The 21,853-nt window shown below is 55.9% G+C and carries 14 protein-coding genes; 11 read left to right on the plus strand and 3 right to left on the minus strand.

Features of this window, described 5'->3' with window-relative positions:
* Window positions 1-183: 183 nt before the first annotated feature.
* A complete protein-coding gene (locus BLS87_RS16210) occupies window positions 184-1,059 on the minus strand; it encodes a helix-turn-helix transcriptional regulator (RefSeq protein ID WP_074753508.1) in 876 nt (291 codons plus the stop codon).
* A gap of 131 nt (window positions 1,060-1,190) precedes the next feature.
* On the opposite strand from BLS87_RS16210, the gene BLS87_RS16215 reads away from it, so the two are divergent.
* From BLS87_RS16215 to BLS87_RS16265, 11 genes are all read left to right on the plus strand, one after another.
* The gene (locus BLS87_RS16215) at window positions 1,191-1,478 is read left to right on the plus strand and encodes a hypothetical protein (protein ID WP_244165850.1); all 288 of its coding nucleotides are present in this window, start codon (window positions 1,191-1,193) and stop codon (window positions 1,476-1,478) included.
* Window positions 1,479-1,554: 76 nt separating this feature from the next.
* A complete protein-coding gene (locus BLS87_RS16220) occupies window positions 1,555-2,214 on the plus strand; it encodes a peptidase M15 (protein WP_074753509.1) in 660 nt (219 codons plus the stop codon).
* A gap of 290 nt (window positions 2,215-2,504) precedes the next feature.
* Window positions 2,505-4,430, plus strand: coding sequence for a class I SAM-dependent DNA methyltransferase (locus tag BLS87_RS16225; protein WP_074753510.1), 1,926 nt, complete (start codon window positions 2,505-2,507; stop codon window positions 4,428-4,430).
* Window positions 4,420-5,745 carry a restriction endonuclease subunit S gene (locus BLS87_RS16230; protein ID WP_074753511.1) on the plus strand — a complete coding sequence of 442 codons (1,326 nt, stop codon included), beginning with the start codon at window positions 4,420-4,422 and terminating at the stop codon, window positions 5,743-5,745. Before BLS87_RS16225 ends, BLS87_RS16230 begins: the two co-directional genes overlap by 11 nt.
* Complete coding sequence (locus BLS87_RS16235) at window positions 5,742-6,974, plus strand: PDDEXK-like family protein (protein WP_074753512.1); 1,233 nt, start codon at window positions 5,742-5,744, stop codon at window positions 6,972-6,974. Before BLS87_RS16230 ends, BLS87_RS16235 begins: the two co-directional genes overlap by 4 nt.
* A 53-nt stretch (window positions 6,975-7,027) precedes the next feature.
* Window positions 7,028-8,863, plus strand: a complete 1,836-nt coding sequence (locus BLS87_RS16240) for a GmrSD restriction endonuclease domain-containing protein (RefSeq protein ID WP_074753513.1) — start codon at window positions 7,028-7,030, stop codon at window positions 8,861-8,863.
* 143 nt (window positions 8,864-9,006) lie between these two features.
* A complete protein-coding gene (locus BLS87_RS16245) occupies window positions 9,007-13,791 on the plus strand; it encodes a DUF3320 domain-containing protein (protein ID WP_074753514.1) in 4,785 nt (1,594 codons plus the stop codon).
* Between the two features lie 121 nt (window positions 13,792-13,912).
* Window positions 13,913-14,917: a Fic family protein gene (locus BLS87_RS16250; protein WP_074753515.1), complete on the plus strand. Its 1,005-nt coding sequence runs from the start codon at window positions 13,913-13,915 to the stop codon at window positions 14,915-14,917.
* A 74-nt stretch (window positions 14,918-14,991) separates the two neighbouring features.
* The gene (locus BLS87_RS16255; RefSeq protein WP_074753516.1) at window positions 14,992-18,093 is read left to right on the plus strand and encodes a type I restriction endonuclease subunit R; all 3,102 of its coding nucleotides are present in this window, start codon (window positions 14,992-14,994) and stop codon (window positions 18,091-18,093) included.
* Window positions 18,094-18,095: 2 nt separating this feature from the next.
* Window positions 18,096-18,326, plus strand: coding sequence for a hypothetical protein (locus BLS87_RS16260; protein ID WP_074753517.1), 231 nt, complete (start codon window positions 18,096-18,098; stop codon window positions 18,324-18,326).
* The gene (locus BLS87_RS16265; RefSeq protein WP_074753518.1) at window positions 18,323-19,513 is read left to right on the plus strand and encodes a PDDEXK-like family protein; all 1,191 of its coding nucleotides are present in this window, start codon (window positions 18,323-18,325) and stop codon (window positions 19,511-19,513) included. The genes BLS87_RS16260 and BLS87_RS16265 overlap by 4 nt, the downstream gene beginning before the upstream one ends.
* Window positions 19,514-19,715: 202 nt before the next feature.
* Here BLS87_RS16265 and BLS87_RS16270 read toward each other — a convergent pair whose 3' ends face one another.
* Window positions 19,716-21,302, minus strand: a complete 1,587-nt coding sequence (locus tag BLS87_RS16270) for a hypothetical protein (RefSeq protein ID WP_074753519.1) — start codon at window positions 21,300-21,302, stop codon at window positions 19,716-19,718.
* Window positions 21,303-21,640: 338 nt separating this feature from the next.
* On the minus strand, window positions 21,641-21,853 hold the full coding sequence (locus tag BLS87_RS16275; RefSeq protein ID WP_074753520.1) for a hypothetical protein: 213 nt from the start codon (window positions 21,851-21,853) through the stop codon (window positions 21,641-21,643).

The raw sequence follows: 21,853 nt of genomic DNA on the forward strand, positions 1-21,853 counted from the left end.
TATGGGTGAGGTGATGCAGAAGGCCATGACTATGCGGCATGATGCTCCAGCTTCAATTCAATGACCGTGTTGCACTCAGCTCCTGCAACCGCCCAGCTATAAAGAAATCAGGGCCGATCATCGCCATTGAGTTTGTGGCGATGACCGTGCTTTTTTGTCTGTAATCGCCCCATGGCTTAAGCTTCAGTGATAAAGCCACCCCTGCAACTCATCCAAATTCACCACCACAATCTGCTGCGCTGTCGCCTTGGCATGCACCTTGGCCGTGTCGATTTGATAGCGCTGCAGCACGTACTGCACCAGCGCGCCGCGAGTCTCGATTACTAACTGGCCATCCTGCATGCCGTAGTCGGTTTCGATAATGGCTTGCTGCTCGGGTTTCAGGCGTGAGTCCGGTTCGATAATGACCTGCACCAGACTGCTCCAGCCCGGATCTTGCTCGCGAGTATTTTCGGTCTCGTCGTCCATTAACTCCGGCACACCGCGAAAGCGACTGAGCACGAAGTCGCGGTAATCCCTGTTCTTCTCGCAATACGCCCGCACATGCCAGCGCATGCCAGTGTAGATCAACGTGTGCGGGGCGATCAGACGGGTTTCCGCGTCCGGCGTAGTGAAGGACACATACTCACATTCAAGGCGCAGGCCTTCGCGGCAGGCGCGAAGGAGAGGGCGCAGCAGTTCCGGGCGCACGGTGCGATCCGGCACCTGTAGCACTTCGGTATGTGCATAGGCCAATGCCAGGCCGTCCACATGCGGGGCGCGGTCATGGTTTTGGTTGAGCAGGTGCAAGTAGGCGCTGGCGCTCTCGTCGATGAAGAGCGGCTTGAACTGCTTGCTCGGCACATACCCCTTCAAATGCTTGTCATATTCCAGGTTCTTTGGCGCGTGCTCGTTGATGTAGGTGTTGATGTCTTTTGACGCCTGCTGGCGGCTGATGCCGAAGCTCTGCATCAGGTGGTTGGTGGTCAGCCGGCCTTCCCACCAGACCACGGTCTCGATCAAGCGATAACGCAACGCCAAGTCCCAGCGCACCGATTCGATTTCTTGCTTGCGTTTCATAGCCACTCCATCTGCACGAAAACTTTACCTGTACGGGCAAACACTCTAGATATGTCTATTCAGGCTACATATCTTGGCGCTGTCGTTCAAGCCGGCTGCAACATAGAGAGCTGATACAGGGAGAGCTAAGCGTGTTTGGATTTGGGCTGTCATGGGTCGTGATGGGTGTTTGCATACTGCTGGTGCAAGGGGCTGGCGTTGCCCTGTGCTTGCAGGTGCTGCAGCGGCGTGAGGCCTTTGCAGCCTTGCAAAACTCACAGGCCCAGCTTAAGCAAATGCAGGCGCGGGTTTATCAGTTGGAGAATGAGATATGCGAGCTAACTGCTGGCCTGCGGGCGGAAAAGGCACACGTCGAGCAGCTACAGCGCCAGCTTGAGTTTGCGCAGCAACAAGCCCGGCAGATACAACACGACAGCTAATCACCTGCAGACAAATCTAAACGCTGTCGGGTACAACCTCAGGCAACGGATGTTAGTCACAGCGGAGCAAATCAGGATGAAGAAACCAGCATCAGTACAGGCTCTGGAAGATCTGGGTCGGGTCAGGCTTTCCAAGCACTTTTTCATGCGTGATTTCCTGTACTCGGAAATCAGCCAGATTGAAGGTATCCCCAATATTCCGGACTACCCGGATCGCGCCATCGAAGCGGGGCGCGGGCTTTGCGAGCAGTTGTTGGAGCCGCTGCAGGATCGCTTCGGGCGGATCGTCATTCGTTCGGCCTACCGAGCACCAGCCGTCAATGCCAAAGGGGCGGAGAACAGTAACCAATACAGCTGCGCCGCCAACGAGAAAAACTACGCCTCGCACATCTGGGACTACCTGGATGCGGAAGGGCACTTAGGTGCGACAGCCTGCATTGTAGTGCCTGCCTTGTTGCCCTGGTATGAAGAGCACAAAGATTGGACGCCCCTGGCGTGGTGGATTCACGACAATCTGCCTTACACCAGTCAGTTCTGGTTCCCCAAGCTGGCCGCATTTAATTTGCGCTGGAGTGGCAATCCGAATGCGCTCCCAAGCATTAGCACCTATGTCAATAATCCGCACACTGGTGACAAAAAGGCGTTGGTGAAAGATGGCGTTGCCACGTTAAACCTGGATGAGCGCAAAGCAATCGTGCGGCCGTGGCTGGCCAGTCTTGGGGTGGGGGTGGCCTAAGAGTAGGTCGACAAGCTGCTTGGGTCATTCATGGCGCGCATTGATTGGGCGGTTAACAGACCATGCTGGCAGAAAAGCATCGCGCATGGCTTTACCCATGTGCGGCCAATGGATAAGGTGACGAACATCACAGCATGGCAGGCTGCAGTATCCCAGGGATGGCCTCTCCAATCGTATTGGCACACAGCCCAATACTCGTTATACAGCCGTCCCGCATACCCCAGGTCCTTTGCCATCATCGTTTAAGTATCGGCGCGCAGCCTTTGTGCAGCGCGCATGAGGAGTGTTGCATGAGTGGTTTGGCCCAACTTAGCGAAGCCCTGCTGGCCGCTGTGCCGGTAGATGGCAGCAGCATCGGCAATCAAACCTTGTTTGAGCGGCTAAAAGCGCAGTTGCCGGAGATCAGTGAAGAGCAGCTCTGGGCGGCCCGTGATGCGCTGATCGAGCAGGGCGTGCTGATCAAAGGCCGTGGTCGCGGTGGTTCGGTATTGCGCGCGCAAGCCTCGGGCAGCAGCCTGGCGGATCAGGTGTTGAACAAGGCCCGTGAGCGCATGGCTCCCGTGAACACTGAAGAAGTCTCTGCCGGTTATGTGGTGCAAGCCGCTGCAGCGGTGAAAAAGGTCAAAGCGCCCAAGCAGCAAGCCACCAGCATTGAGGCCATGGAGAAAACCCTCTGGGCTACAGCCGATAAACTGCGCGCCAATATGGATGCCGCCGAGTACAAGCACATCGTGCTCGGGCTGATCTTTCTTAAGTACATCTCCGACAGTTTCGCCGGTCGCCGCGAGGAGCTTACGCACAAGCTGCTGGATGAAAACGACGACTACTACCTGGGCGACGATGATCCGGAGGCGCTTAACGCCGAGCTGGAAGACCGCGACTACTACCGCGAAGTGAACGTGTTCTGGGTGCCCGAAGTGGCGCGCTGGGAGTCGATTCGTGCAGCTGCCAAACAGGTGGACATTGGCAAGCGCATCGACGATGCCCTGGCCGCCATCGAGGCGGAAAACCCACGGCTGAAAAACATCCTCGACAAACGCTACGCCCGCGCTCAGTTACCGGACGGCAAGCTCGGCGAGCTGGTGGATTTGATCTCCACTATCGGCTTTGGTGACGACATCGGCAAGGCCCGTGACCTGCTCGGTCAGGTCTACGAATACTTCCTCGGCCAGTTTGCCAGCGCCGAAGGCAAGCGCGGCGGGCAGTTCTACACGCCGGCCAGCATCGTAAAAAGCCTGGTAGCCGTGCTTAACCCGCACCACGGTAAGGTGTATGACCCGTGCTGCGGTTCGGGCGGCATGTTTGTTCAGTCCGAGAAATTTATCGAAGCCCACGGCGGCAAGCTGGGCGATGTGTCCATCTACGGGCAGGAAGCCAACCCCACCACCTGGCGCTTGGCGGCGATGAACCTGGCCATTCGCGGCATCGACTTCAACCTGGGCAAAGAGCCGGCTGACACCTTTGTGCGCAACCAGCATTCTGACCTGCGTGCCGACTTTGTGCTGGCCAACCCGCCGTTCAATATCAGCGACTGGTGGCACGGCAGCCTCGAAGGCGACCCGCGCTGGGTGTATGGCACGCCGCCGCAAGGCAACGCTAACTACGCCTGGCTGCAACATATGCTCTACCACCTCAAACCCAATGGCCGCGCCGGCATTGTGTTGGCCAACGGCTCGATGAGTTCCAGCCAGAACAGCGAAGGTGATATCCGCCAAGCCATGGTCGAGGCCGACGCGGTGGAAGTGATGGTCGCGCTGCCTGGCCAGCTGTTCTTTAACACCCAGATTCCTGCTTGCCTGTGGTTCCTCACCAAACAGAAAACCGCCCGCCCCGGCGAAGTGCTGTTTATCGATGCCCGCAAACTCGGCACCAGCGTCAGCCGCGTGCAGATCGAACTGACGGATACCGATATCGAACGCATCGCCCAAACCGTCGCCAATTGGCGCGGTGAGCCGCTGGATGTGGGCGGCGAGATTGCCGAATACCAGGACATCGCCGGCTTCTGCCGCAGCGTAAAGCTGGCGGAAATCGCCGAGCACGGCCATGTGCTGACGCCGGGCCGCTATGTCGGTGCCGAAGAGGTGGAGAATGACGACGAAGCCTTTGCCGAGAAAATGCAGCGGCTGACAAAGCAGCTAGGCGAGCAGATGGAGAAGGGCGCAGAACTCGACCAGTTGATCCGGCAGAAGCTGGGAGGACTGGGGTATGAGTTCTGATTGGCAAACCACAAGCGTTGAAGACATTGCAGCAAAGCGTTCTAGTGCAATGGCTACGGGGCCTTTCGGCTCAAGCATCAGTTCGAAATACTTCCAAGCCGAAGGGGTCCCGGTTATCCGTGGCTCCAATTTGAGCGCCGATATTCAGATCAAGCTAGATGACTCAGGTTTAGTTTTTGTCTCGAATGAAAAAGCACGCGAGTTTGATCGCTGCTTGGTGGGTAAAGGAGATCTGATTTTCACTTGCTGGGGCACCATCAATCAGATTGGCCTGATTGATGGTGATGCTGCATACGAAAACTACATCATCTCCAATAAGCAGATGAAGCTTACTGTTGATGAGCAACGAGTAGACCCACGGTTCGTTTACTACGTTTTTTCAGGACCAGAAAAACAAGCTGAGATTATTGATAACGGCATAGGTAGCTCAGTACCAGGTTTCAATTTAGGTCAGTTGCGTAAGCATCAGCTACTCCTACCAACACTGCACGAGCAAAAAGCTATAGCTGATACGCTCGATCTATTTACAGACCGCATCACCCTGCTACGCGAAACCAACGCCACCCTGGAAGCCATCGCTCAGGCGCTGTTCAAATCCTGGTTCGTCGATTTCGACCCCGTGCGCGCCAAGGCCGAAGGCCGCCAGCCGGAAGGGATGGGCGCCACCACCGCCGCTCTGTTCCCCGATAGCTTCGAAAAGTCCGAACTGGGCTTGGTGCCGAAGGGGTGGTGTTACTCAACTGTTGGTCTTTCGTTCGTTCTTACAATGGGACAGTCACCGCCTGGTGATACTTACAATGAGACTGGTGAAGGATTGCCTTTTTATCAGGGGCGGACTGACTTTGGCTTCCGCTTTCCTAAGCAACGGATTTTTTGTACTGAACCGACAAGGCTTGCAGGTGCAGGCGATACGCTCGTAAGCGTCCGGGCTCCAGTTGGTGATGTAAATATTGCGCTTGAGGCATGTGCACTTGGCCGGGGAGTGGCGGGATTGCGCCATCCTGAGGGCCACCAAAGCTTTGTTTTTTATGCTGTTCGTTGCCTCAAGCCGTATTTTGAAATGTACGACGGTGAAGGCACGGTATTCGGATCAATCAATAAGAAAGATTTCCAGTCTCTGCCTGTAGTCGTTCCATCTGCAGAAGTCCTGAGTGCTTTTGAGGCTGTTGTCGCGCCACTTGATGCAGCAGTAGAAAACAATGAGCAGAAATTACGATCCCTCACCCAGCTCCGCGACACCCTCTTACCCCGCCTAATCTCCGGCCAACTGCGCTTGCCCGACGCAGAGCAAGCCGTTGAGGAGGCGCTGGCATGACCACACCAGCAGCCGTAATCAACCTGCTGGATGCCGTGCGTATTCGCGCAGCATCCTTGGCCGAAGCCAAACAGCGCTATGCCGCTGAGTTGGCCCCGGACTTTAACCTGGTGGATCACCTGCGCAATAACGAGGTGGCGCTGTCGCGCTATCTCGGTCTGTTGCTGGATATAAAAGGCGAGCACGGCCAAGGCGAACTGTTTTTGCGCGGCCTGCTGCAGCGCTTGGGGCAACCCGGTTTTGAGCCGCAGGATCTGCTGCGCGTTGAGCTTGAACAACGCACCCACAGCGGCCGCTTCCTCGATATCTACCTTGAGTTTCGTGGTGGAGTGATCGGCATCGAAAACAAGCCGTGGGCCGCCGACCAGGACAAGCAGCTCGAAGACTACGCGCGCTTTCTGCAGCTGTCGGCCCGAGGTGGGCAGTGGCTGCTGGTATATGCCTGCAACTGGGACCCTTCCGAAGCCAGTTTGAGCGAGGATCAGCGCAAGGCGCTGGAGCAAACCGGCAACTTCTTGCGCCTGGATTTTTTACGGATTGCCGAATGGCTGGATGACAGCGCCTGCCATGCCCGCGCACCCAAGGTGCGGCTATTTGTGGAGGCGCTCAGCGCCTATGTACGCCAGCAGGTTAATGGAGAGATTGATGTGAGCGAGGCAGAGCAAATCAAGGAGGTCATCCTGCAAAAGCCAGGTCATCTCGAGGCGGCGCTTAAGGTGGCGCAATCTATCGCTCAAGTAAAAGCGCAGTTGTTGAAGGAGTTCAGAACCGCTTTGGAGCAAGCGCTGAAGGCTGAAGAGCTGGGCTTGGTCTGGGAAGATCAGGCGCTCACCAATGGTCGTACGGAGGCAGGTTTTGGTGTGAAACTGAACTCCGGCCACCAGCTAACTTTGCGCTTTGAGTTTGGGGGAGCGGGGCTGAATGCGCTGGACTGGGGGATTTGCCGGGAACACACAAAGATTCAGGTGGATGCTGTCAAAGCTGGGATCGTTGCCGATGCCATGGATAGCGCTTTTGGTGTCAGACAGCGTGGTCATGTCTGGCCGTGGTACGTCGGTACAGGCGCGCAAGATCATGTGTTGAGAGACGACGAACGCAACTGGGCGACCTCCGCTGAGCCTTGGTTGCGCATTGGCGACAAGAGTGAACAGGGTTTGGTAAGCCGAATTGTAAAGCTGGCGCTAGAGGTCAGAGTTGCGCTTGCTGGTGTGGATGCGGCGATGCGTTGAGCAAGCATTTGATCGAACAGACACCAATTGCCGAATAAAGGATTTCGACTGCCATGGCCGATAGCGCAATATGCTTCAAACGAGTGGATTACAGCCTGGATAATCTGCTGAATTACATTGAGACAGGCGATATCGGCCTACCGGATATTCAGCGGCCCTTTGTCTGGAAGAACACCAAGGTTCGCGACCTGTTCGATTCCATGTACCGCGGCTTCCCCGTTGGCTACTTCCTGTTCTGGGCCAATCAAAGCGATGACAAGAGCCGCAGCATCGGCAGCGGTCCTAAGGTGCATGACGTTCCCAATCGTCTGATTGTGGATGGGCAGCAGCGGCTGACATCGCTCTATGCGGTGTTTCGCGGCCAGACCGTGCTCGATGAGAACTACAAGAAGCGCCAGATCGAGATTGCCTTCCACCCGCGGAGTGGGCGGTTCGAGGTGGCTGACAACAGCATTCGCCGTGACCCGGAATGGATCGCCAATATCTCTGTGTTGTGGGCGGAGGGGCAAAATAGCCGCAAGCTCATCAATGCCTTCATCGACAAGCTGAGTGAACGCGAAGCGCTGGATGAAGCGGAGGAAGAGCGGATTGCTGACAATATCCAGCAGCTGATCAACCTCAAGGGTTACCCATTCACGGCGCTGGAAATTGCTGAAAATGTGGATGAGGAGCACGTCGCCGAGATCTTCGTGCGCATTAACAGCGAGGGCAAGAAGCTCAATCAGGCGGACTTCATTCTGACCCTGCTCTCGGTGTTCTGGCATGAAGGGCGGCTGGCGCTGGAGAAGTTCTGTGCAGACTCCAGGCAGCCCGCCCAGGGCAAGTCATCGTTCAATCACTTTATCGAGCCCGATCCTGACCAGCTCTTGCGGGTGTCTGTGGCGCTGGCGTTTCGTCGTGCGCGACTGAAGTCCGTCTACCAGGTGCTACGGGGCAAGGATGCTGATACCGGTGAGTATTCTGCGGCGGTTCGCGATCAGCAGTTTGCCAAGCTGAAGGCAGCGCAGGCCGATGTGCTGAACCTGACCCACTGGCATCAATACCTAAGTGCCTTGGTGGGAGCTGGCTTTCGCAGCCGGCAGATGGTTTCGTCCGAGCTGGCGCTGATGTACGGCTATGTGTTCTACCTGATTGGCAGGGTGGAGCTAAAGGTGCCAGAGGCGCAGTTGCAGCGCCTGATCGGGCGCTGGTTCTTCTTCATCACGCTGAAAGGCCGTTACTCGTCCTCGCCAGAGTCGAAGCTGGACGCGGATCTTGCCGATCTACGGGGTATCACTACCGCGACGGCGTTCGCCGAGCTGCTGGAGAGCAAGATGGCCAGTGAGCTTACCGGAGACTTCTGGGACATCACGTTGCCGTTCAGCATGGAAAGTTCGTCGGCGCGCAGCCCCGAGTTTTTTGCCTTCGTGGCAGCCCAGAATCTGTTGAGTGCTCCCGTGTTGTTCTCGCATAAAAAGGTTAGCGATCTGCTTGATCCAGCCGTTGTGAGTACCAAGGAGTCGCTGGAGCGACATCACCTGTTCCCAAAAGCCTGGTTGGTCAGTTCTGGCATTGTGGAACAGCGCCAGACTAACCAGCTTGCCAACTACGCGCTGATCGAGTGGAGCGAGAACATTCAGATTTCCGATGATGCGCCGACCGCGTATCTGCCGCCGATCAGAGAGCAGTTCAGCCAAGAAGCCTGGCAGCGCATGCATCAATTGCATGCACTGTCTTTGGGCTGGGAAACGCTGGGTTACTTCGACTTTCTCAAGAAGCGGCGCAGTTTGATTGCAAAGCTGGTAAGGCAGGGGTTTGAGTTGCTGTCCTCTGGTGGTGCGGGCGTGTGTGGCGGGTCTTCGTCGACTCATGCTGCGTCTGACCTAGACGCGGCCAAGGAGCGCTTGTGAGCACTGGCAACGCTCGCAGTGTTCAGCCGTTTGGGGCTTGGCTAATGCGTTGTTCGCCGTGCGGGCTGACCGCCGATGAGTAACTGCTCCGGTAACTGGGTGATTCCAGCCGTTTGGTTTGCGAGTTCAGAAGTGGGTTCTCTATGAGTTCAGTGATCAGCCAGAAGCTACAGAGCAGCCGCAAAGAGCTGCTGGACATTGGGCTTCGTAACAACATGCTCAACTTTCGCAAGACAGCTAAGACCTTATTGGTGGTTGATGAGCTGTCCGAGGAGGTGTTCAACATTCTCTATCGCCAAGAGAAGGGCATGACCTTTGCGCCGATGGCGCGCAAAAAGTTGGCGGAACTGGCAAAGACTGCGAAGCCTGGGGATGCAGAGGCTGAATCTGACACTGACTCAGCGAGTGACACTGAATTGCTGCAGGAGCTGGATAGTCTGGGCTGGTCCAGCGTCACGGACGAGGCGGGTGCGGATGAGCCGGGCAAGGCTCGCCGCCATCTGGATACTCGTTTGCAGACTGCCATCGATGACGAGCGTCTTTTCCTGCAGCTGCTGAAGATTCATACCGAGGCCAAAGGTTTTATTGAAGAGCAGGGCGTGAACACGCTGTTTCTTGCTCTTGGTTTCTTGCATTGGTACGAGGCGGACAGCTCCGAAAATCTGCGCAAGGCTCCCTTGCTATTGCTGCCGGTCAGTCTTGAGCGCAGTGGCGCCAAAGATGCTTTCAAGCTGAAGTACTCGGGTGATGAGCTGATGGCGAACCTTTCTTTGGTCGCCAAGCTCAAGACTGATTTTGGTTTGGATATGGCCTCTTGCGCATTCGATGAGGAGAGTTTCGCGACCGATGAGCACAGCCTGGGCCGCTTCTACGCCGACGTGGCTGATGTAGTCAGCAAGCAAAAGCGTTGGGCGATTGCCAGCAACGAGATTGCGCTGGGCTTCTTCTCGTTCGGCAAGTTTTTGATGTTCAAGGATCTCGATCCGAAGAGCTGGCCGGAAGAAAAGCAGCCTGATGCCAATGCTGTGATGAAGCGCCTGCTTGGTTCGGGCTTCGGCGATATGCGAGCCGCATATCCGGAGGATGTGAATATCGACTCGGTGATCAACCCGGGCGATATACGCTTTGTGAAAGACGCCGACAGCAGCCAGACAGAAGCCATTTTGGAGGTGCGTGAAGGTTCCAACCTGGTAATTCAGGGGCCACCGGGCACAGGTAAGTCGCAGACGATCACCAACATCATCGCGGAGCTGATCGGCCAGAAGAAAACGGTGCTGTTCGTTGCCGAGAAGATGGCTGCGCTTGAGGTGGTTAAGCGTCGTCTGGACGAGAGCCATCTGGGCGATGCTGTTCTTGAACTGCATAGCCATAAGTCAACCAAGCAGTCGGTGCTAAAAGAGTTAGGCCGAACGCTGGATCAGGGCAGACCGCTAACTAAAGTGGGCGAGGATGACCTTGCCAGTTTGAAAGAGCTGCAAGATGGCCTCAATCACTATTGCAAGGCTGTGAGCTCAACCGCGGGTGCGAGCGGCTTGCCTTTTGTTGAGGTACTCGGTCGTTATCTGAAGCTGAAACGTGTTTATGCCGGATTGCCGGTCATTTCTTTCGCGCCGATGGCGGCCTGGAGCTATGCCGAGCAACAAAAGCGGCGTGAGCTGATTGAGGAGTTGCTCCTGCATCTGGAGGAAATGGGACGCCCTGATCGGAGTGTTTTCTGGGGAAGTGAGCGGACGTTCTTTTCACCAATCGAACAGAACAGCGCCAACGATGCACTGCAGTTGGCATGTTCTCATCTCTCTGCGCTGCAGTCGGCCGCTTCAGCACTCTCTGAACGGTTGATGCTGACTCAGCCGGCCACCTTGGCAGATGTCGATGTGGTGTGTCGTGCTGCACGGCGTGCGGCTGACGCACCGCGACTGGAAGGGATACAGCTTTCTACTGGCGAATGGCAGTCACGGCGTGATGTGATTCGAGAGCTATTGGATGCTGGTGAGCGTATGACGGCTTGCCGCTCAAAGCACGACAGCCAGTTAATCGACGCGGCGTGGGATCAGGACCTCTTGGAGGTTAGGCAGAACCTGCTGGCCTACGGTGAGAAGTGGTGGAAGATCTTCTCGGGCCGTTTCCGAGCGGCACGTACACGCCTTCAAGGGCTTGCTAGCGAGACATTACCCAAGACCAATGCGGGCATGCTGGAGCTGGTTGATTCAGTACTGGCTTATCAGCAGAACAAGAAGATTTATGACCAGCATGAGGCATTGGGTAGCGCGCTTTTCGGTGCCCAATGGCAACGTCAGAAAACAGATTGGGCAGTGCTCGAACGGTTGAGTGCTTGGGTGATCAAGCTGCATGACGATCTGGGAAATGGTCAGATTCCCCAGGGCATCATTGCCTTTTTAGCCGGGCATACCGATGCCAGTGGCTTGGGCGATGCGGTGAGCGGAATAGAGCAACATGTTGTCGGGTTAGACAAGGCGATTCGGAGCGCGCTTGAAGTCACTGGAATGCAGGCGGAGAACGCCAAAGCCGATGTCAGAAAGCTTGGCCTGGCCTCCCTTGGCACGCGGTTGCAGCTGTGGCAGGAAAGCCTGAATGCGCTTTACCAAATGGCCCGGTTCAATGTGTTGGCGGAACAGCTACGCAAGGCCAAGCTGGACGATTTGCTCGAGATTTCCATCAGCAGTGATGAACCCAAACAGTTAACTGCAATTTTGGACTTTTCCTGGTATTCCGGCTTGGTGCAGAGGGTTTATGCCGAGAACCTAGCGTTGCAGCAGTTCGACCGGATCAAACACGAGCACCAGATCGCACGGTTCAAGACACTTGATTTGGCCTCGCTCAATCATGCCCAAACGCATTTGGCTAAGCAGGTTTGGGAGGGTAAGCCCAATATCAACCAGCCAGGCGAGATGGCTGTTATACGGGCTGAACTGAACAAGAAGCGCCGGCATATTCCAATCAGGCAACTGATTGAGAAGGCTGGCCGGGCGATCCAACAGATCAAGCCAGTGTTCATGATGAGCCCTATGTCGATTGCAAATTTCCTCCCGCCAGGGAAGCTTGAGTTCGACGTGGTGATATTCGACGAAGCTTCCCAGGTGAAGGCGGTTGATGCATTTGGCGCGATCATGCGCGGTAAACAGGTGGTTGTGGTCGGAGATACTCGGCAGATGCCTCCTACCGACTTCTTCAGTCGAGATGTCGAGCTAGATGACGAGGATGCTGCAACCGCCGACATCGAAAGCATCCTGAGCATGTTCAAGGCGGCCGGTAGCCAGGAGCGCTATCTCCGTTGGCACTACCGAAGCCGCCATGAGTCGTTGATTGCGGTTTCCAACGTTGAGTTCTATGACAGCAAGCTGCTGGTCTTTCCCTCTGCGGGCCAGCATCCACATGCCAGTGGAGTCAGCTTTGAATACTTGCCTGATGCTCTGTATGACCGGGGTCGTACCCGTACCAATAAAGGGGAGGCCAAAGCCGTTGCGCAGGCAGTCATGCAGCATGCTATTCGAACGCCTGAGCTATCGCTGGGGGTCGCCGCATTCAGCGTGGCGCAACGCGATCTGATTCAGGTCGAGATCGAGTTGCTGCGTAGGCAAATGCCTGAGGCCGAAACGTTCTTCACAGCGCAGGGTAGTGAGCCTTTCTTTGTCAAAAACCTGGAGAACATCCAGGGCGATGAGCGGGACAAGATCTTTATCAGCATCGGCTATGGACGAAATGAGTCCGGTCGGATTGCCAAGGAATTCGGCCCGCTGAATCGTGAAGGGGGCCATCGCCGCCTCAACGTTCTGATCACCCGTGCCAAATTGGCGATGCGGGTTTTCTGTAACTTCAGAGCCGACGAGCTTGAGCTTGATGCCGGGGCGAGCCTCGGCGTCAGAGCACTGAAAAACTTTCTCAAGTATGCCGAGACTGGTGAGCTTGAAGTGGCTCGAGAGACGGGTAAGGCTGCTGACTCGCCGTTTGAGTTGGAGGTGATAGAGGCGCTTCGCGAGCGGAACTATGAGGTTGAGCCGCAGGTAGGAACTGCTGGGTACTTTATCGACATCGCTGTTAAGGATCCTGAGTATCCGGGGCGCTATGTCCTGGCCATCGAGTGTGATGGTGCTGCATACCACAGCTCGCGATCTGCACGTGATCGTGATCGCCTGCGTCAGGGGGTATTGGAGGGCTTAGGGTGGAACTTCCATCGGATCTGGAGCACGGATTGGTTTCGCAATCGGCAGCAAGAAATCACCCGTGCTGTAGCCGCTATTGAGGCGGCTCGAGCCAAGATTGCTGAGGGCCGTCATGCGCTACCTCAGGTCGTGTCCGAAGCTAAGCATGAGATTGTCCGGGGTTCTCCAGCTGCAGAACCAATGCCTAGTTCGAGCAAACCTTATGTGAAAGCTCGCCTGAGTCCTGTGGCATCGCTGACTGAGTTGCATCAAGAAAAGCCAGAGCGTTTGATGCAAATGATTCGGACGGTGGTTGAGGTGGAAGCTCCGGTGCATACCAGCGAAGTCACTCGGCGGCTGATGGAGGCGTTTGGTGTGACCCGGGCTGGATCGAGGATCACAACTGCGGTGGAGGAGGCTATTCGTCTTGGCGTGCGGCACAGGCTGTTTCACGGGCGTGGTGGCTTTGTGTATTCAGCCGAAAGCCGGGCTATTCCTATTCGCAGTCGTGCTCACTGGGAGTCAGCCGAGCGCAAATTTGAATGGGTCGCGCCTGAGGAGCTAGATCAGGCTTTAGTAGAGGCGGTAACCCTCGGCTTTTCGATGAGTCGCGAGGATGCCATTTCGGGTGCGCTAGGCCTCTTGGGGTTTGGCCGCGCCACATCGAAAATAGCAGGCATCCTAGAAGAGAGGGTCGGTGTGCTTGCCTCTCAAGGCCGACTACGTGTGGTTGATGGCGTTATTACTGCTGCCGCTAATTTGGCATGAATGCTTGTTTCTGCGGCTCGGGGAAGGAGTTACTTATGGATGGATTCCTTTGATTAGGATAGCGAGCAATTGATCAATTTCTCTGCCGGCCTGCTGCGGAACAACTACAAGGGATGAGTGCATGAACCGCTACCAGCCGCCGCTGACCCTTACCTCGCACATGCTCGCCCTGGTCGCGGCAATCGCTGAACAGGTCGGCCGGCTGACGGCGCGCGAGGAGGCGGCAATGACCCCGCAATTGCGCCGGGGCAACCGCATCCGCAGCATCCAGGCGTCGCTGGCCATCGAGAACAACACCCTGAGCGTCGAGCAGGTCACCGCCGTGCTCGATGGCAAGCGCGTGCTCGGGCTGCCCCGGGAGATCCAGGAGGTGCGCAACGCGTTCGCCGCCTACGAAACCATGCCCGGCTGGAATCCGGCCAGTCGTGCGGACCTGCTGGCCGCCCACGGCCGGCTGCTGCATGGCCTGATCGATGATGCCGGTCACTTCCGTAGCGGCGGGGTTGGCATTTATCGGGGTGAGCAACTCATGCACATGGCGCCGCCGGCCAGCCGTGTGGCGCAGCTGGTCGACGATTTGCTCGGCTGGATGGCCGCCACCGACGTGCACCCGTTGCTGGCTAGTTGCGTGTTTCACTACGAGTTCGAATTCATCCACCCGTTCGCCGATGGCAACGGCCGTATGGGCCGCCTGTGGCAGACGCTGATTCTCAGCCGCTGGCGCCCGGTGCTGGCCTGGCTGCCGGTGGAAAGCGTAATCCGCGACCGTCAGGATGCTTATTACGCCGCCCTGTCTGCCGCAGACCAGGCCGCTGAGGCCACGCCCTTCGTGGAGTTCATGCTGGAGGCGCTGCAGCAGGCGTTGGCCGAAGCGCTGGACGCACAGGCGAGCGGTTCGGAACAAAGTTCGGAACAAAGTTCGGAACAAACGCCCTTGCTGGCGTTGCTGGCTGCCAACCCCACGCTGACAGCCAGGCAGGCCGCCGAGCGCCTCGGCTTGTCACCGCGCGCGGTGGAGAAACAGCTGGCCGCACTCAAGGCCGGCGAGCGCGTGCGCCGGATTGGTCCGAATAAGGGTGGCGTCTGGCAGGTCCTGCCGGCGGGTGGGATCGACGCCCCGGAATAAGGCCTCGGTTTCAGTGCTTTGAACATGTTTTGTCGCCATGTCGATGCGTTCGACAGATCAAGGATTGAGCAGTAATGACCGAAGATCAGCTGGAAAAAGAAGTGCTTGGCTGGCTGGCGGAGGTTGGCTACAGCCACCTCTACGGCCCGACTATCGCCCACGATGGCGACAGTCCGGAGCGGGAGCATTACCGCCAGGTGCTGCTGGTTGAGCGCTTGCGCCGCGCCATTACGCGGCTTAATCCGTTGGTGCCGTTGGCGGCGCGTGAGGATGCACTCAAGCAGATTTTGGATCTCGGGCTGCCCATTCAGCTCTCGGCCAACCGTCAGTTCCATCGCCTGCTGGTCAGCGGTGTGCCGGTGCAGTATCAGAAGGACGGCGAAACCCGTGGCGACTTTGTGCGCCTGATCGATTGGGCCGATGCACGCGGCAACGAGTGGCTGGCCATCAACCAGTTCAGCATTCAGGGGCCCAAGCACACCCGGCGGCCGGACATCATCCTGTTCGTCAACGGTCTGCCGCTGGTGCTGCTGGAGTTGAAGAACCCGGCGGATGTGAATGCCGACCTGGTAAAGGCCTTCGATCAGATCCAGACCTACAAGGAACAGATCCCGGACGTCTTCCAGTACAACGAGATCCTGGTCATTGCCGATGGCAGTGAGGCGCGCATGGGCTCGTTGTCGGCAGATATTGAGCGCTTCGCCCGCTGGCGCACCATCGACGGGGTTTCGGTGGACCCGCTGGGTGAATTCAACGAGCTGGAGACGCTGGTGCGCGGCGTATTGCAGCCGGCAATGCTGCTGGATTACCTGCGCTATTTCGTCCTGTTTGAGGATGACGGCCGGTTGGTGAAGAAGATTGCCGGCTATCACCAGTTCCATGCGGTGCGGGCGGCGATCCAGCAGGTGGTCAGCGCCTCGCGTCCAGGTGGTACGCACAAGGGCGGCGTGGTGTGGCATACCCAGGGGTCAGGCAAGAGCATCACGATGACCTGCTTCGCCGCACGGGTAATGCAGGAAGCCGCGATGGAGAACCCCACCATTGTGGTGATCACCGACCGCAATGACTTGGATGGCCAGTTGTTTGGCGTGTTCTCGCTGTCGCAGGACTTGTTGCGTGAGCAGCCGGTGCAGGTGGCAACACGCGGTGATCTGCGTGAGAAATTGGCCAACCGCCCCAGCGGCGGCATCGTCTTTGCCACCATTCAGAAGTTTATGCCGGGTGAAGATGAAGACGTCTTCCCGGTGCTGTCGGATCGTTCGAATATCGTGGTGGTGGCAGACGAGGCGCATCGCACGCAGTACGGTTTTAGTGCTTCGCTAAAAGCCCCCGGCCTGCAGGCTGCCGAGTCCAGTGCCCGCTATCAGGTCGGCTACGCCCAGCACCTACGCGATGCCTTGCCCAATGCCACCTTCGTGGCGTTTACCGGCACGCCCGTTTCCAGCGAAGACCGCGATACCCGTGCGGTTTTTGGCGATTACATCCACATCTACGACATGCAGCAGGCGAAGGAAGATGGCGCGACCGTAGCCATCTACTACGAGTCGCGGCTGGCCAAGTTGTCGCTCAAAGACAGTGAGCTGGCGCATATCGACGATGAGGTCGATGAGCTGGCCGAGGATGAGGAAGAAGACCAGCAGTCGCGCTTGAAGTCCCGCTGGGCGGCGCTGGAAAAGGTGGTGGGAGCTGAGCCGCGTATTCAGAGTGTGGCGGCCGATCTTGTTGCCCACTTTGAGGAGCGTAATCAGGCGCAAAGCGGCAAGGCCATGGTGGTAGCCATGAGTCGCGAGATCTGTGTGCATCTGTACAACGAGATCATCGCGCTGCGCCCAGAGTGGCATGACGAAGATCCGGAGAAGGGCGCGATAAAGATCGTGATGACCGGCAGTGCTTCGGATAAGGCGCTGCTGCGGCCACACATCTACCCCAACCAGGTGAAAAAACGCCTGGAGAAACGCTTCAAAGACCCGAAGGACCCGCTGCAGTTGGTGATAGTGCGGGATATGTGGCTGACTGGTTTTGATGCCCCTTGCGTACACACCCTGTACGTCGACAAGCCGATGAAGGGCCACAACCTGATGCAGGCCATTGCACGGGTAAATCGGGTGTTCAAGGACAAGCAGGGCGGTCTGGTAGTCGATTACATCGGCATTGCTAACGAACTGAAAGCGGCGCTCAAGGAGTACACAGCCAGCAAGGGCCGGGGGCGGCCCACTGTTGATGCCCATGAGGCTTACTCCGTGCTGGAGGAAAAGCTCGATGTGCTGCGTAGCCTGCTGCATGGCTTTGACTACAGCGACTACCTAAGTGGCGGGCACAAGCTGCTGGCGGGTGCCGCCAACCATGTGCTGGGTGAGAAGGACGGCAAAAAGCGCTTTGCCGACAATGCACTGGCCATGAGCAAGGCCTTCACTCTGTGCTGCACGCTGGATGAAGCCAAGGCCGTGCGTGAAGAGGTGGCCTTCCTGCAGGCCATCAAGGTGATGCTGACCAAACGCGAAATCAGCGCCAAAAAGAAAACCGACGAAGAGCGCGAACTGGCCATTCGCCAGATCATCGGCAATGCCGTGGTCTCGGGCGAAGTGGTGGATGTGTTCGCTGCGGTAGGCCTGGATAAACCCAATATTGGCCTGTTGGATGATGACTTTCTCGCAGAGGTGTGCAACCTGCCGGAGAAAAACCTGGCAGTGGAGCTGCTGGAGCGGTTGCTGGAGGGGGAGATCAAGAGCAAGTTCGCCAGCAACCTGGCCCAGGAAAAGAAATTTTCCGAGTTGCTCGACAGCGTGATCAAGCGTTACCAGAACCGCTCCATCGAAACGGCTCAGGTCATTGAAGAGCTGATCGAGATGGCCAAGAAGTTCGCCGCCGCCAGCAAGCGTGGTGATGAGCTTGGCCTGAATGATGACGAACTGGCCTTCTACGACGCACTGGCCAATAACGAGGCGTCGGTGCGTGAGCTGGGTGACGAGACACTCGCTAAGATCGCCCATGAATTGACCGATAACCTGCGCCAGAACGTTAGCGTGGACTGGAGCAGTCGCGACAGCGTGCGTGCGAAGCTACGGCTAATGGTTAAGCGCATTCTACGCAAATACAAATACCCGCCAGATCAGCAGGAAGAAGCTGCCCAGCTGGTGCTGGCGCAGGCAGAGACGCTGTGCGAGGCGTGGATGTAGCTATGGATAGCATGCAGGGATCGTTGTTTCATAAGAGCAGTGTGGAGCAGGCGATCAAGGCCTACTTACCTGCTCGGGCGATTCAAACCATTGCCGGTGCGATGAGCAGCCACGCAAGCATGGCGACCAAATTACTCAGCGATGAGTCGGCGCGGGATGTGTTCTTGGTGATGGAGTATGAGTTGTTGAAAAGGGATGCCGGGGCGGAGTTGTTACAGGGGGCTCGCCAATGAGTTCCCCAGAGGTGGTTGAGACCCTTATGCAGGATCCGGCATTCGCGGAGTTGGCTGATTTTACTCACCAGTTTGAGCCTTTCAGGGCAATGGGTATTCATAGCAAGGAGCTGGTGCATTCCCGCATCCTGGCAACGTTTCTGAATCGCGCCGGGCTCCACAACTTGGGACCGGATTTTCTCAATCGATTCGTTATGGCGCTGCTGCAGCCGCAAACGAGGCTGTTCTCTGGCGAAGCGGTGGATCCAGGGGCGTTATTAGCAGTCGCTAAATCGAATGTGCACTCTCAGGTCTACCGAGAGCTGAATTGCATTGATTTGGTAATCGTCTTTCCTGCGCATCAACTGGTCATTGGCATCGAGAACAAGTTGGATGCCGGTGAGCAGGAGAAGCAGGTTGCCCGGTATCAAGCGACATTATGTGAGCGTTTTCCTGGGTTTAAGCAGGCAATGGTCTTCTTGAGTCCAAATGGGCGAGTCCCCAAGACGGCCAATACGCAGGACGGCGTACCGGTGTATTGCATGGATTATGGGCAGATTGCTGAGATCTGTAGGGCCTGCAAACGTTCGCCTGGGTTGGCTGCAAACGCTGCTGTTTTCATTGACCAGTTTGTAAACCATATCGAGCTACATATGACTGGAAGTACTCGGACTCAAGCGTTGTGCTGGGAGCTTTTCAGTAAGAACGAGGCTGCCTACAAAGAGATCGTGCGGCAATATGACAGCTGTATTGAACGCAAGGTGGTTGGTGCATTTGTCGATTTGGAAGAGCGTCTAGGCAAAGAGCCAGTTCTGGGCGTTGATCCAGACCAGCTTCAAGTTGAGCGTGAGCGATCCAAAGACGATAAGGCCGTCATTTTCTACTCCCTGCACATCCGGCTGTTGCATTGGCCCACTGGGGTTTGGGTAAAAATCTACAAGCACAACTGGTTGGGTGTTTTTCCATTCATCCGAGAGTCGGATCTTGTCGCTTTTGCGGGGGGCTTTCCCTTACCGCTTTCCGCCGAGTCAGCCAAGCATTGGCCGGGGGTACGTTATGTGTCTTCACGGTTAGGGTTGGACGAGGCTCGCAGGGTTCTGACTGATGGTAATGACTTCACCCAAGACGATCTGGCTATCGCTTTGGGGGTCGCGTCAACGTATGTGCAGGAAATCAATGCGGCCTTGCAGGACGCAGCTAATCGGTGAGCTGAGCGCAAAAAAATAGGGGGCAGTGCCAGTGCCCCCTTCGATTTACTGCGTTAGTAATCCCTAGCGGAGCTCGGTTAGCATCTGTGCTGTTCTGGCGAGCGAAACCGCTTCAGTAAGTAACCGAAAAATTAATAAGTAGCAAAGAAATGGGTACTGAGTCCCGTTCTTTGCTACCTGGCCACTCGATCACGGACTCTAGTTACGGCTTCTTACCTTCGTGGCACCATCCCCTCCACTCATCAAGTTGCTCTGAATTTATCATGGCGTCCTCTCCTATCTCTGCTTGATACGCGGAGATCCAAAGCGCTTGGCATTCCTCTATCGAGTTGCTGTTAGGTGCTAGAGTATTATCTTGATTTACAGCTGTTAATTTTGTTAGTTGGGCGATGTCTTTCTTCATCGCGTCGATGTCTTTATTGAGTGGCGCAAAATACTCAGTGAGTGCCTCGGGGGTGCATTTTTCTTGGGCTGCTACGTCGTACTCTTTATCGCGAAGGCCTTGATTTATAAGCCGCTGTTTGCAGTCGTTGCCATATGAGCCAAGTTCGAAGTCGCTTGGTTTAATTTGTTTTTGTGCTTCTAGCTTTTCGAGTTTATTTTCTAGCTCTTTTATCTGCAGTGGGGCTAGACTGTAGTTTAAGAAGTCTTGTGCGCTGTTGAAACAGACTGAATTTTGGCTGTTTGTCCCTTGCTCGCATTCTAATGCATGCTTCAGAGCAAGTTCGGCAGCGTTTCCTTCTATTCCCCTGTTCTTCTGAGCGAGACTTGTTAGCTCGTCTATTATTTCACTCCTAGAGTCCATGACTGCCGGTATTGTTAATACGGCCTGTTCGATGCTGGTTGAGCAGTTGTTTGCGATTATACGTACTGTGTTCTCGTGATTGGACTCAAGTGCGTGCTGAAATGCACTGCGTTGATGTTCAGTGCTGAGTTTGGGGATTGAGTTGACTGTATCGTTTAGGGCGCTTTGAAATGTGCTGCGATCATTCTCTGCAAAGATACTTAGCTCATGCAGCGCTTTAAAATCTTCACAGCCTGGCGTGCCTGATTGGTAGAGGTCTTTACCGTATTTCCTGAGGTTCTCCTGGTGGAGTTCTTCTGATATACGTTTCTTTTCTGCGGCCTCTTGCTCGTTTTTAATCTTTTGCGCAGCTTGCTGTTCGCTAGTGATTGTTTTCAGAGCTGGCTGTGCGACTGAGTCATAAGCGTCCCAGATGCGTTCGTTAGGGTTGTCTTCGCAGTGACTAGGGACTTCATTTGCAAAGTAAGCTGCGCCATAGCGGTTGTCTGCTAGGATAGGTTTTATATTAAGTGCTGTGATGTCACCAAATGGTAATTTCTGACTCGGGTTTTGCATTTCGTTCAGAATTTGTTCGTTGTCGAATTCGTTTCCGAAAGAGCGGCATGTAGCTAGGCGCATGTCTTCAAAGCTTTGTTTGTATAGAGAGTTGAGTCCATCTGTTAGTGCTTGATTTACGCCATTCTCCGGGTTTGCAGCGCATGCCTCGATAGCTTTTTGTCTGAGGATTAGGTGGTAGGTGGCGTTTTTGGTTACTGTTTCTCTGAAGAATGTCTGTATTAATGTTTCTTCCGTGTATGCGGATTTTAGTTGTGAAACTCCGGTATCAATCATCCTCAACGAATTGGCTATGTTGTTGTGGTATTGGCTAAGATTTACTTCTTTACAGCTGAATGTCGAGTCTGCGTCAATGTATGGCGCAGCATCATCTGATGAGCCGCAGCCCTGAGCCATTGCAAGTGCGGATATTAATGCTATTCGCTTCATTTAGTTCCCTCTATATTCTTACTGGACTGGTGGTGTTCACATGCTAGAGATGCGCTCATTCAGTTCTCGGGCTAGCATCTTTTTTGTAGTCTGGTTGTTGCTGGCTCTGACTGCAATACGGCTACTGAAGTAATGACCTCGTTACGCTGGGAGCTGCGGTGCAGCGCGCCGCCTAGCGCTTCTGTTATCTCAAGATGCGCTCGCTGAAATACCCATGGCTGCTTCCTGCGTCAGGACGGCTCTGGACTCGCAGATCAAACACTGTCTGAGCATGGTTCATTCTCCAGATGAGTGAATGCGGCCACGCCCTGGCAGGCCGCTTATGAAGGTTTATGAGGTCACCGCTGCGACGCGGAATCTGACGTGGGGGCATTTGAGCGGAGCGTGTGCAGTAGCTTGAGCAGGCGGTTCAGGATCCAACACGCCAGGACTACGGCGATCAGCAACGGCGGAAAACGCAGCATTAGCAGAATGCTCAGCACTAGAACTCCAGCCGCAGCCAGTGCGCCGATGAAGATGAACAGGCACAGCAGAAATCGAAGCAAGGTCAT

This window comes from Pseudomonas abietaniphila, assembly GCF_900100795.1.
Lineage (GTDB): Bacteria > Pseudomonadota > Gammaproteobacteria > Pseudomonadales > Pseudomonadaceae > Aquipseudomonas > Aquipseudomonas abietaniphila.

What these genes read in the sequence shown, in the direction of transcription:
- BLS87_RS16260 (WP_074753517.1), top strand. Translation starts at nt 18,096, where the DNA reads ATGGATAGCATGCAGGGATCGTTGTTTCATAAGAGCAGTGTGGAGCAG.
- BLS87_RS16255 (WP_074753516.1), top strand. Translation starts at nt 14,992, where the DNA reads ATGACCGAAGATCAGCTGGAAAAAGAAGTGCTTGGCTGGCTGGCGGAG.
- BLS87_RS16240 (WP_074753513.1), top strand. Translation starts at nt 7,028, where the DNA reads ATGGCCGATAGCGCAATATGCTTCAAACGAGTGGATTACAGCCTGGAT.
- BLS87_RS16220 (WP_074753509.1), top strand. Translation starts at nt 1,555, where the DNA reads ATGAAGAAACCAGCATCAGTACAGGCTCTGGAAGATCTGGGTCGGGTC.
- BLS87_RS16235 (WP_074753512.1), top strand. Translation starts at nt 5,742, where the DNA reads ATGACCACACCAGCAGCCGTAATCAACCTGCTGGATGCCGTGCGTATT.
- BLS87_RS16250 (WP_074753515.1), top strand. Translation starts at nt 13,913, where the DNA reads ATGAACCGCTACCAGCCGCCGCTGACCCTTACCTCGCACATGCTCGCC.
- BLS87_RS16225 (WP_074753510.1), top strand. Translation starts at nt 2,505, where the DNA reads ATGAGTGGTTTGGCCCAACTTAGCGAAGCCCTGCTGGCCGCTGTGCCG.
- BLS87_RS16230 (WP_074753511.1), top strand. Translation starts at nt 4,420, where the DNA reads ATGAGTTCTGATTGGCAAACCACAAGCGTTGAAGACATTGCAGCAAAG.
- BLS87_RS16210 (WP_074753508.1), bottom strand. Translation starts at nt 1,059, where the DNA reads ATGAAACGCAAGCAAGAAATCGAATCGGTGCGCTGGGACTTGGCGTTG.
- BLS87_RS16265 (WP_074753518.1), top strand. Translation starts at nt 18,323, where the DNA reads ATGAGTTCCCCAGAGGTGGTTGAGACCCTTATGCAGGATCCGGCATTC.
- BLS87_RS16245 (WP_074753514.1), top strand. Translation starts at nt 9,007, where the DNA reads ATGAGTTCAGTGATCAGCCAGAAGCTACAGAGCAGCCGCAAAGAGCTG.
- BLS87_RS16275 (WP_074753520.1), bottom strand. Translation starts at nt 21,853, where the DNA reads ATGACCTTGCTTCGATTTCTGCTGTGCCTGTTCATCTTCATCGGCGCA.
- BLS87_RS16270 (WP_074753519.1), bottom strand. Translation starts at nt 21,302, where the DNA reads ATGAAGCGAATAGCATTAATATCCGCACTTGCAATGGCTCAGGGCTGC.